Genomic DNA, 11609 nt, shown 5'->3' with positions numbered 1-11609 from the left:
CCACCGCCGCCGCCTGCCGCGGCGGCGGCGCCGATCGCACCGGCGCCGACAGCCAGCATGCCGCCGGTGGTCAAGCCACCCACTCCGGCGCCGACGCCAGCTCCACCGATTCCACCGGCTGAAGGAGCGCCTGCGGCGCCGCTGACTTCAACGGTGCTGCTTGCGGGTACAGCTGCGCCTGCCTGACCGGCGCCTGCGTCGGCATTGCCAGCGGCCACGCCTTCGCTGGCGTTGCCGATATCGGCCGAGCCGCTGCCCGGCGCGCCTGCGCCAGCCGCGCCGCCGCTGCCGCCGGCTATCGCGGCGCCAGCGACACCCAGTGCGCTGGCGGCCATGGCGCCTTCTGACAACGCTGCGCCATCCGATACGCCCTGGACTTCGACTACATTGTCGAGCGGTACCGCACCGTCCTCATGCCGGTTTTCAAGCAGCTCGTCTTCGTTTTCTTCGCCGGGTTTGCGTCCGCCCCGGCTGGCTTGTCTGGCATTGCCGCTGGCGGCCTGATCGCGCGCCATGTCGCTATTCGGACGGGAACCGTCGATGGTGCCTGCGGCGGCGTTATTAGCTGGAACTTGTTTAGGGGAGGTGGCCATTTTAATCTCCTGAGAGGTAGTCCGAATAATGTAGGTTTTTCAATATTTCAATCAATATTGTTGAATGTACGACCCGTGCTTTTTTCTCCGTGGCCATTGCGTTTACCGGGCGAATGACGAAGTGAAAAAATATCAACATTGTTTAATGAGAAGCTGCGGAATGGCAGTCTCATTACCTGAATTGGCGCTTCGTCATGGAAGCCAGGCAGTGATGCTATTGGTTGGCAAGCGCGGGCATTTATTTGGGCCCTCCCGTTTATCCTTGTACAGCCTGATTCATGCCTGAAAGGCACGTCCTGGAGTGGACGAAATGATATGGTCGAGTGACTGATGTTTCTTTTTTGGAACTAGTCATTCTCTTTTGTCTATTTCCTATAATCTATATTCTGGCAAAAACATTTTGTGCAAATATCACGGATTGTCACCAATTTTCAATTATCTGGATTTTTTCGTATAAAACATTGAAATAAAATTTACATTAACTTAATTCAACACTTTTATCGCCTTCCTACGGATTTGATAGTTGTTGTTTTTTGGATTTATTGCGATTTTTGGTGAATGAAATAATAGATGAATAATTAACTTATTGCTGAGTTTGTATTAACTATCGAGCAGGTAGTGAATAAAATTTTCATCAACCGCGATGATTGGCGTCAGAAATAACTATCGACTTAATAGCAATAAAATTGATGATTAAATTATTGGTAATATTTGTTTGGAGTATTGATTCTCCAGAGAAAAATTTCATGCTGCTGGCGACCTTGCGATCCGGGATCCGAATGCAAGTACGATATGTCTGGCCACCCATGGCGGCATCCTGGCATGGTGGTTAGCCGATTTGCAGGTTCGCAATTTTTATATGTTGTAAATACTCAAAAAGTAGCCAATACTGGCGGACCATTTTTTTTCAGCCGCCCAAAATGATTGTTATAGACTGTGCAAGGCCTGTTCGCCCGGCTTTGCTGACGCTGGCCCGCCGCGGCGGTGCCTTGATGGCCGCCGCGCTGCTCGGCGCTGAGCAGCGCGGCGGCGGCCAGTTTCAAGATGAACCGTTATTCGCGATTATTGCTGGACCGCGATGGCAGCCTGATCGTCAGCGATACCTGTAATAGCTTGCTGCGCCGGGTGATGATGGCCGGTGTGGTCAGCACGGTGGCCGGCCGGCAGGGAGCGTATTGCAGCTGGTTGCCAAACCCTGCCAGATCTATCGTGGATGGCAACGGTAATACCGCGCTATTTGACGCCGTCTACGGGCTTGCGCTGGACAGCAACGGCAATTATCTGGTCGGCGGCCAGCAATCGATACGTCGCGTGACGCCGGCCGGGCAGGTCAGCACCGCGCTGAAGTATGGGCAATCGGACACCGGCGCACCGTTTTCCGATATCGGGGCGGTGTACGATTTGCTCGCCGATCCCTGCGGCGACCTGTATTTCATCGGCGGCGGCAGGCCGCGGGCCATCTTGAAATTCCATGCGGGCAGCGTGGCGTATTTTGCCGGCGGACAGTCTGTGAATGCCCCTTTCATCATCCCGCGTGGCTTGAAACGCGATGCGGCGGGCAATTTTTATGTCAGCGACTACACTGCCGTGCGCAAGATTACGCCTGCGGGAGCCATCACCACGCTGGCCGGCACGTTCAATGATAATAACGGCAAGCGCGGCAATCTTGATGGCCTGGGCGCCGCCGCAAGCTTCAGCAACCTGGGCGCGCTGGCGATGGGGCCGGACGGCAATCTGGCGGTCACGGACAATAGCTATGGCGTGCTGCGCAAGGTGACGCTGGATGGGCAAGTGACGACGCTGGCCGCGACCCCGCTGACGTTGACCTATGCGGACGGCCAGGCTGGCGCGGCGCGTCTGAATCCGGGCACCCAGCCAGCCGTCGACGCGCTGGGCAATGTGTATATCAGCAGCGCTTTCCTGGCGTCCAGCCTGGCCTTTGACCGCAGCGGTAATTTGTATATTTCCGATGCCGGCTTGCTGGCGGTGTACCAATTGAACCCGTCGGGCCTGTTGTCGCTGTTCGCGGGAACGCCCGGCAAGGCTGGGGACAGCCTGGGCGGGCCGCGCAGCGCCACTTTCGGCTATTACGGGGATGACTGGATGAGCGCCGACGATGCCGGCAATCTTTACCTCAGCGGACAAGGCGCGCTGCGCAAGATCAGTGCCGCCGGCGTGGTGTCGGTACCCAACTTGCTCTGGGGTAATCCGGGCTTGATGGGCCTGGCGTATTCGAAGGGGGTGCTGTATGGCACCACGCCGAATGCCGTGCTGCAGGTGGCCGCGCCCTGATCCATGGCATGGGGGGCGTAAGCGCAGCCATCGCCGCCCATGACGAGGCCGATGTAATGCGGCTGGCGGTATCAGGACAGCAAGGCGCCATCCAGGTCGTGGCGCGTGATCTCGCCTTGCGCATCGACCGCGATCCAGCCGCCGCGCCGTTGTTCGCCGGGTGCGGTATCGCATTCCCAGTCGGGCAGCACATAGCGCAGCGTCGCGCCGTCGCGGTGCAATGCCGGGCGGTGGGTGTGGCCGTGGATCATCACGACGGCGCCGCTGCGGTCGAATACCTGGCGTACCGCATCGGGCGCCACATCGAGAGTCGCGTAACTTTTTTCGCCTTGTTCTTCGCGGCTGTCGTTACGCAATCCGGCGATGATCGCCTTGCGCTGAGCCAGCGGCATCGACAGGAATTGTTGTTGCCATGCGGCTTGGCGCACCTTGGCGCGGAATTCCATGTATTTGATATCGCCGGTGCATTCGGCGTCGCCATGCAGTAGCACGATTGTTTTGCCGGCGATGGTCGCTACATGCGGTTCTGACAGCGCGGCGGCGCCGGTTTGCGCGGCGAAGCCCGGACCGAGCAAGAAGTCGCGATTGCCAGCCAGCCAATAAATGGCCACGCCGGCATCGCTGACGGCGCGCAGCGCTGCCGCTATTGCTTGATTGAACGGATCGGACAGGTCGTCGTCGCCGGCCCAATATTCGAACAAGTCGCCGAGTAAATACAGTTCCCGTGCCGCCATCGCATGCTGGCGCAGGAAATCCAGGAACGCCTTGCTGGTGCGCGGATGCGACGCTTGCAAATGCAGGTCTGAAATAAACAGCGCCACAGGCGGGCGCTTGGCCGAACGTTGAGAACGGGAGTCAGGCATGGTCATGGTGCGTGGAAGAGGAAAAAAGCAGCCGTTCGCCGTGCAACATCACTATGCCTGGGCAGCATGCTATTGAGCTTGTTCAGTTAATGAAACCGGATTAAACCGCTTCGATTTTTTCGATGATCACGTCGCTCACCGGCACATCGGCGAACATGCCGGCGCGCGAGGTTTTGACGGCGCGGATCGCATCGACCACTTCTTTGCCTTCGGTAACTTTACCGAACACGGCATAACCGAAGCCGTCCTGGCCTGGGTAGTCGAGGAAACCGTTGTTCTTGACGTTGATGAAGAATTGCGCCGACGCCGAGTGCGGGTCCGAGGTGCGTGCCATGGCCAGCGTGTACGGCTCGTTTTTCAAGCCGTTCTTGGCTTCGTTTTCGACCGTCGCATCGGCTGGTTTTTGCTTCATGCCTGGCTCGAAGCCGCCGCCCTGGATCATGAAGCCGTCGATGACGCGATGGAAAATGGTGTTGCTGTAGTGACCTGCGGTCATGTACGACAGGAAGTTGGCAACCGTTTTCGGCGCTTTTTCAGCGTCCAGCTCAGCGGTGAACTTGCCCAGGTTGGTGGTGATGATAACAGCGGTCATGATGGATCCTAGAAGGTAAAGAATTTAAGAATCGGCCCCGCCATGGCAGGGCCAAAGCGTTATTTTACAGTTTTGTGGGCCGATGCCGGCACTAATGTGGCCGCTTCGATCACGATTGGCGTCACCGGCACGTTTTCCTGGCCATTCTTGTCGGCCACCGGCACGCCCTTGATCTTGTCGACCACGTCCATGCCGCTGATCACTTTGCCAAACACCGTGTAGCCGAAACCGTCGCGGCCCGGGTAGTCGAGGAAGGCATTGTCGTTGACGTTGATAAAGAATTGCGAGGTCGCCGAATGCGGGTCGGCGGTGCGCGCCATCGCCACGCTGTACTGTACGTTTTGCAAGCCGTTCTGGGCTTCGTTCTGCACCGGCTTGCCGGTGGTTTTCTGCTTCATGTTCTTGTCCATGCCGCCGCCCTGTATCATGAAGCCGTCGATGACGCGGTGGAAAATGGTGCCCTTGTAATAGCCGCTTTTAACGTATTGCAGAAAATTGGCCACGCTCTTCGGCGCTTTTTCCTGGTCCAGCTCCAGCACGATGAGACCCATGCTGGTTTTCAAGGTGACTTGCGGTGGCGCTTTCGGCGCCGCATCGGCGGCCAGCACCGCGCCGCTGAGGGCGACGCCGGCGAACAGGGCCATGAATTTGCTGAAGAAAGAAGGGCCGCGCAAAGTGGTTTCTTGCATTATTGCTTCCTTAATTGTTGTGTTGGTTTCTTTATGGCAAGGAAAGTACAAGGGCTGTACTGCTAAACTTGGTCGCACATCATAAAAACCTCAGCTATATCAGGCCAGTCTGGTTTTTATCAATGTTATACTTGATCTTGACGTCCCCATTCTAACAAAGAAGAACAATACAGAGGGTTCGACAGTCTCGCAGCAAACGCAGGGATTTTGGCACCGCGCCCAAGTGTCGGCGCCTGCCCTTCGTGTTGCCCGGACTGGCGCCCGCTATACCTGCAAGAACAAGATGAGCAATCTAAAGATTTACAATACGCTGGCACGCGAGAAGCAGACTTTCGTTCCGATGGAAGCGGGCAAGGCGCGCATGTATGTATGCGGCATGACCATCTACGACTATTGCCACATCGGCCATGCGCGCATGATGATGGCGTTCGACGTCATCTACCGCTGGTTGAAGGCGTCCGGCCTGGAGGTCACCTATGTGCGCAATATTACCGACATCGATGACAAGATCATCAAGCGCGCGGTCGAGAACGGCGAAACGATTTCGCAGCTGACGTCGCGTTTTACGCGCTACATGGATGAAGATACCGGCGCGCTGGGCATCCTGGCGCCGGACCACACGCCGCGCGCCACCGAGTACGTGCCGCAAATGCTGAGCCTGATTGAAAAACTGGAGCAGAACGGCCTGGCCTATCAGGGGCTGGACGGCGACGTCAATTATGCGGTGCGCAATTTCCCCAATTATGGCCGCTTGTCGGGCAAGTCGCTGGACGACTTGCGCGCCGGCGAACGGGTCGACGTCAACACCGGCAAGCGCGATCCGCTCGATTTCGTGTTGTGGAAATCGTCGAAGGAATCGGAGCCGGCCGAAGTCAAATGGGATTCCAGGTGGGGTTCCGGCCGGCCGGGCTGGCATATCGAATGCTCGGCCATGTCGTGCGCCTTGCTGGGCGAACAATTCGACATCCATGGCGGTGGCGCCGATCTGCAATTCCCGCACCATGAAAACGAGATTGCCCAATCGGAAGGCGCGTTCGGCCACACCAGCGTCAACTACTGGATCCATAATGGCTTCGTGCGCCTGGACAATGAAAAAATGTCCAAATCGCTGGGCAATTTCTTCACGATCCGCGAAGTGCTGCAAAAATTCGACGCCGAAGTGGTGCGCTTCTTTATCTTGCGCGCCCACTACCGCAGCCCGTTGAATTATTCCGACGTGCACCTGGACGACGCCCGCGTCGCGCTGACCCGTTTGTATACGGCGCTGGCCGAGGTGAGCGTGGAAGCCGGCGGCATCGACTGGAACGAAGCGCACGCGGTGCGTTTCGCCGAAGCGATGGACGACGATTTTAATACCCCGCTGGCGCTGGCCGTGCTGTTCGACCTGGCGACCGAAGTCAACAAGACCAAGTCGGCGACCCTGGCGCGTCAATTGAAGGGCCTGGCTGGCGTATTGGGCTTGCTGGAGCGCACGCCCCAGCAATTCCTGCAAGCGCCGGCCGGCGCCGAGGCGGCTGACGGCGCAACCGATATCGACGCCGCCATCGCGGCGCGCAGCGCGGCCAAGAAAGCGCGCGACTTTGCCTTGTCGGACCAGATCCGCGCCGATTTGCTGGCGGCCGGTATCATCCTGGAAGACAAACCGGACGGCTCGACCAACTGGCGCCGCGCATGATGCCGACCACCAGGGAAAACGGGGAAGTTCCAGCGTCGGCGCCGGTGATCCAGGTGCCGCCGTACTGGGAAGAGGCGAAGATCGAGCTGATGAAGCGCGACCGCATCATGAAAAAACTGATCCCGCAATTTGGCGACCTGCACCTGGTCGGCCATGGCGACCCGTTTGCAACCTTGGCGCGCTCGCTGGTCGGGCAGCAAATCACGCCGAAGGCGGCCGACGCCGCGTGGCGCAAACTGTTGCTGGCGTGTCCGAAATGCACGCCGGGGCAGGTGATCAAGGCGGGCGCCGAGCAATTGTCGGCCTGTGGCTTATCCAAGCGCAAGACCGAATACATCCTCGACCTGGCCGACCATTTCAAGGCCAAGCGCGTGCATGCGAACCAATGGGACCAGATGGATGACGAAGCCGTCATCGCCGAGCTGGTGCAGATTCGCGGCATCGGACGCTGGACAGCGGAGATGTTTCTGATATTTAATCTGCTGCGGCCGAACGTATTGCCGCTCGATGACCCCGGTTTGATCCAGGGCATCAGCGTCAATTATTTTTCGGGCGAACCGGTGTCGCGCAGCGATGCGCGCGAAGTATCGGCCAATTGGGAACCGTGGCGCACTGTCGCGACCTGGTATCTGTGGCGCAGCCTGGACCCTGCTCCGGTGGCGCCGGCGCAGGCCGGTACGGTAGAATAACGAAAATTCGACGCCTTAGAGCAGTCAAGAACAGTAGTCAAGAACACGCATATCGCGGCCCCGGCCGCCGCGCGGTGCACCGCCGCGGCCGAGGGCGTGACCGTAATAACCTGGAGGTACAATGATTAAAACGACTTTCCTCAATTTTGAGCAACCGATCGCGGAACTCGATTCCAAGATTGAAGAGTTGCGTTTCGTGCAGGACGATTCGGCCGTCGACATCTCCGAAGAGATCGACCGCCTGGCCAAGAAGAGCCAGCAACTGACCAAGGATATCTACGCCAAGTTGACGCCATGGCAAGTTGCGCAAATCGCGCGCCACCCGCAACGCCCGTACACCATGGATTACGTGAACGAAATCTTTACCGATTTCCACGAATTGCATGGCGACCGCAGTTATGCGGACGATTTGTCGATCGTCGGCGGCCTGGCCCGTTTTAACGGCCAGCCATGCATGGTGATCGGCCATCAAAAAGGGCGCGACACCAAGGAACGCGCGATGCGCAACTTCGGCATGTCGAAGCCGGAAGGGTATCGCAAGGCGATGCGCCTGATGAAAGTCGCTGAAAAATTCGGCTTGCCGATCTTTACCTTTGTCGACACCCCGGGCGCCTTCCCCGGCATCGACGCCGAAGAGCGCGGCCAGTCCGAAGCGATCGGCCACAACCTGTACGTGATGGCGGAACTGAAAGTGCCGCTGATCGCCACCATTATCGGCGAAGGCGGTTCCGGCGGCGCGCTGGCGATTGCCGTCGGCGACGCCGTGCTGATGCTGCAATACTCGACCTACGCCGTGATCTCGCCGGAAGGGTGCGCGTCGATTTTGTGGAAGAGCGCCGAACGCGCCGCCGATGCGGCCGAAGCGCTGGGCCTGACCGCGCACCGCCTGAAAGCGATCGGCCTGATCGACAAGATCATCAACGAACCGCTGGGCGGCGCCCACCGCGATCCGAAACAGATGGCGACGCTGCTGAAGCGCGCGCTGGCCGATTCGCTGCGCCAATTCCACGGCATGAAAACCAAAGACCTGCTGCAAGCCCGCCACGAAAAACTGATGGCCTACGGCAAATTCAAGGAAACCACCCCGACCGAATAAGCGTCGCCGCTGGTGCCAATTTGGAGTATCGTTTTGAAAAAGCAACACACCGGCGGCTTGCCGGAGACTTTTGCGTCGGCCATGGCGGCTTGCGGCCCAAGCAGCGGCGGGCGCGTCGCGATTGCCCTCAGCGGCGGGCTCGACTCTTCCGCGCTGCTGCATCTGGCGCATGCCTGGGCGCAACAGCAGGGCGTGACCTTATTCGCGTTCCACATTCACCACGGCATCAGCCGGCACGCCGATGCGTGGCTCGACCATTGCGCGGCCGCGTGCGCCGCGCTCGGCGTGACGTTCGAGGCGCGTCGCGTCACTGTTGAAAAAAACGCCAGGACCGGTACCGAAGAGGCCGCCCGCAAGGTGCGTTATGCGGCGCTGGGCGCCTTGTGCCGCGAACATCAGGCGCCGTTGCTGCTGACCGCGCACCATCAGGATGACCAGGCCGAAACCGTGCTGCTGCAATTGCTGCGCGGCTCCGGCACGGCCGGCCTGTCCGGCATGGACGCCGCCAATACCGCGCCCGATTTGCTGGGCAATACCGCACTGGTGATGGTGCGGCCGCTGTTGCCGGTATCGCGCAAGCAATTGGCAGAGTATGTCGAGCGGCATGGCATTACCCATATCGACGATGAATCGAACGACGATATCCGCTTCGCCAGGAATGCCTTGCGGCACAAGGTAATGCCGGCGCTGGCGCTGGCCTTTCCCGGCTTCCAGGAGCGCTTCGCGCGCAGCGCCCAGCACGCCCAGTCGGCCCAGCGCCTGCTGGCCGAGCTCGCCACGCAGGACCTGGCCCTGTGCCTGGACGGCGATTGCATCGACCTGGCCAAGCTGCGTACCTTGAGCCAGGACCGTTGCTACAACTTGCTGCGCCACTGGTTCGGCACGCGTAATTTACGCATGCCGTCGACCGCCTGGCTGGTCGAGATGCTGGGGCAATTGCTGGAAGCGCGGCCCGATGCACAATTGCTGGTGACGCATCCGGATTGCCATGTGCGGCGCCACCGCGACCGTTTATACCTGGCGCCGAAACTGGACGATTTGCCCGGCATGCGCGACAAGAGCGATGTCAATATTCCCGGCCTGGAAAAACGCGGCCAGTCGTTTACCTGGCAGGGCGAGCCGGAACTGGCCTTTCCGGCCTATGGCGGGGTACTGCATTTCGACATTGCCGAGGCTGGTGAAAACGGGCTGGATCCGGACTGGCTGCGCCGGCAAGCGCTGGTGATCGATTTCCGCAAGGGGGGAGAGCGGCTCAAGCCGGCGGCCAACCGTCCGACCAAGAGCTTGAAATACCATTACCAGGCATGCGATGTGCCCGCCTGGGAGCGCGAACGTTTGCCGACTGTGTGTGCGGCGCAACAACTGTTGTTTGCGGCGGGCATCGGCATGGATAGTCATCACTTCAGTTCGCTGGACGTACCGCGCATCCGCTTGCGCTGGAGCGCCCGCTAACCGGCAGTGCCAGCCTGCCAGCGAGTTTCTTCGTAGTCATCTATACAAGTTTTACTGAACGGGCCGGTTATTTTCTTATGCCGATTCGGTATGTGTTTATGTTCTTTATGACTTGTTATTTTGCATTGCGACATGTAGAGTAAAGCCCTCTTTTTTTATTCTTGAGCGGAAAAACTCACTCTTATGGCTTTAATCGTCCACAAATACGGCGGTACGTCGATGGGCTCGACTGACCGCATCAAGAACGTCGCCATGCGCGTTGCCAAATGGCACGACGCAGGGCATCAAATCGTGGTGGTGCCATCCGCCATGTCTGGCGAAACCAACCGCCTGATTGGACTGGCCAAGCAAATCATGGATCAACCCGATCCTCGTGAACTCGACATGATCGCCTCGACAGGCGAACAAGTGTCCGTCGGCCTATTGTCGATGGCGCTGCTGGCGATCGGCAAACAAGCCGTATCCTACGCCGGCTGGCAAGTCGCGATCAAAACCGATTCCGCCTTTACCAAGGCCCGCATCCAGTCGATCGACGATGAAAAGGTCAAGCGCGACCTGGATGCAGGAAAGATTGTCATTATTACCGGCTTCCAGGGCGTCGATGAACACGACAATATCTCGACCCTGGGCCGGGGCGGTTCCGATACCTCGGCAGTGGCGATCGCCGCCGCGCTGAAGGCGTCCGAATGCCTGATCTTCACCGACGTCGATGGCGTGTATACCACCGACCCGCGGGTGGTGTCCGAAGCGCGCCGCCTGAAGACCATTACCTTTGAAGAAATGCTGGAACTGGCGTCGCTGGGTTCCAAAGTGCTGCAAACCCGTTCGGTCGAATTCGCCGGCAACTACCGCGTCCCGACGCGGGTGCTGTCGTCGCTGACCGACCCGATGCTGGCGCTGGACATCGAAGCCAATTCAGGCACCCTGATTTCGTTTGAGGAAGATACCAATATGGAACAAGCAGTCATTTCCGGCATCGCGTTTAACCGCGATGAAGCCAAAATCACCGTGCTCGGCGTGCCCGACCGTCCGGGCGTGGCCTACCACATCCTGGGACCGGTGGCGGACGCCAATATCGAGGTCGACATGATCATACAGAATCAGTCGGTAGACGGTAAAACGGATTTCACCTTCACCGTCTCGCGCGGCGAATATGCGCGCGCGCTGGACGTACTGAACACCACCAAGGAAGCGTTGGGCGCGGCCAGCATCACCGGCGACGCCAAAGTGTCGAAATTGTCGGTGGTCGGCGTCGGCATGCGCAGCCATGTCGGCGTGGCGTCGCAAATGTTCCGCACCTTGTCGGAAGAGGGCATCAACATCATGATGATCTCGACCTCGGAAATCAAGATCTCCGTCTTGATCGACGAAAAGTACATGGAACTGGCGGTACGCGCCTTGCACAAAGCGTTCGAGCTGGAAAAAGCATAAATTTTTAAAAATCTTGCCCCTTGCCCTTGACCAAAGGGGGGGCAATCGATATTATGACGTTCGTCGCTGCAGCGTAACTTGCTAAAGACGACATAGTTGATTAGTCAGCTAGGAGATGTGGCCGAGTGGCCGAAGGCACTTCCCTGCTAAGGAAGCATATGGGCTTAAACCTGTATCGTGAGTTCGAATCTCACCATCTCCGCCAGAACAAATAAAAAAGCCTCCCCTGCGGGAGGC

General features: G+C 58.7%; 10 protein-coding genes and 1 tRNA gene. 7 read left to right on the top strand and 4 right to left on the bottom strand.

What is annotated here, in order from left to right:
* Window positions 1–1465 precede the first annotated feature (1465 nt).
* Window positions 1466–1636: a hypothetical protein gene (locus GJA_RS27835; protein WP_156484153.1), complete on the bottom strand. Its 171-nt coding sequence runs from the start codon at window positions 1634–1636 to the stop codon at window positions 1466–1468.
* A 1-nt stretch (window position 1637) separates the two neighbouring features.
* On the opposite strand from GJA_RS27835, the gene GJA_RS14450 reads away from it, so the two are divergent.
* Window positions 1638–2885 carry an NHL repeat-containing protein gene (locus tag GJA_RS14450; RefSeq protein WP_038493324.1) on the top strand — a complete coding sequence of 416 codons (1248 nt, stop codon included), beginning with the start codon at window positions 1638–1640 and terminating at the stop codon, window positions 2883–2885.
* 71 nt (window positions 2886–2956) lie between these two features.
* Here the strand turns inward: GJA_RS14450 and GJA_RS14445 are convergent, their stop codons facing one another.
* The 3 genes from GJA_RS14445 to GJA_RS14435 form a co-directional block, all read right to left on the bottom strand.
* Complete coding sequence (locus GJA_RS14445; protein ID WP_038499914.1) at window positions 2957–3748, bottom strand: UDP-2,3-diacylglucosamine diphosphatase; 792 nt, start codon at window positions 3746–3748, stop codon at window positions 2957–2959.
* 100 nt (window positions 3749–3848) lie between these two features.
* Complete coding sequence (locus GJA_RS14440; protein ID WP_038493322.1) at window positions 3849–4340, bottom strand: peptidylprolyl isomerase; 492 nt, start codon at window positions 4338–4340, stop codon at window positions 3849–3851.
* A gap of 59 nt (window positions 4341–4399) precedes the next feature.
* Complete coding sequence (locus GJA_RS14435; protein ID WP_038493320.1) at window positions 4400–5029, bottom strand: peptidylprolyl isomerase; 630 nt, start codon at window positions 5027–5029, stop codon at window positions 4400–4402.
* A 283-nt stretch (window positions 5030–5312) separates the two neighbouring features.
* Between GJA_RS14435 and cysS the strand changes: the two genes are divergently transcribed.
* From cysS to GJA_RS14405, 6 genes are all read left to right on the top strand, one after another.
* Window positions 5313–6704 carry a cysteine--tRNA ligase gene (cysS, locus tag GJA_RS14430; protein ID WP_038493318.1) on the top strand — a complete coding sequence of 464 codons (1392 nt, stop codon included), beginning with the start codon at window positions 5313–5315 and terminating at the stop codon, window positions 6702–6704.
* Complete coding sequence (locus GJA_RS14425; protein WP_038493317.1) at window positions 6701–7393, top strand: DNA-3-methyladenine glycosylase family protein; 693 nt, start codon at window positions 6701–6703, stop codon at window positions 7391–7393. Before cysS ends, GJA_RS14425 begins: the two co-directional genes overlap by 4 nt.
* A 121-nt stretch (window positions 7394–7514) precedes the next feature.
* Complete coding sequence (locus GJA_RS14420; protein WP_038493315.1) at window positions 7515–8489, top strand: acetyl-CoA carboxylase carboxyltransferase subunit alpha; 975 nt, start codon at window positions 7515–7517, stop codon at window positions 8487–8489.
* Window positions 8490–8522: 33 nt separating this feature from the next.
* Window positions 8523–9941 (top strand): tRNA lysidine(34) synthetase TilS, encoded by a 1419-nt coding sequence (tilS, locus tag GJA_RS14415; RefSeq protein WP_038493313.1) that lies wholly within the window; start codon window positions 8523–8525, stop codon window positions 9939–9941.
* A 183-nt stretch (window positions 9942–10124) separates the two neighbouring features.
* Window positions 10125–11372: an aspartate kinase gene (locus tag GJA_RS14410; RefSeq protein WP_038493311.1), complete on the top strand. Its 1248-nt coding sequence runs from the start codon at window positions 10125–10127 to the stop codon at window positions 11370–11372.
* 111 nt (window positions 11373–11483) lie between these two features.
* A tRNA-Ser gene (locus GJA_RS14405) sits at window positions 11484–11577 on the top strand.
* The last annotated feature ends 32 nt before the right edge of the window (window positions 11578–11609 follow it).

The organism is Janthinobacterium agaricidamnosum NBRC 102515 = DSM 9628, assembly GCF_000723165.1.
Lineage (GTDB): Bacteria > Pseudomonadota > Gammaproteobacteria > Burkholderiales > Burkholderiaceae_D > Janthinobacterium > Janthinobacterium agaricidamnosum.
Note: the sequence above shows the minus strand (reverse complement) of the source record. Positions and strands in the feature narration are given on the sequence as shown.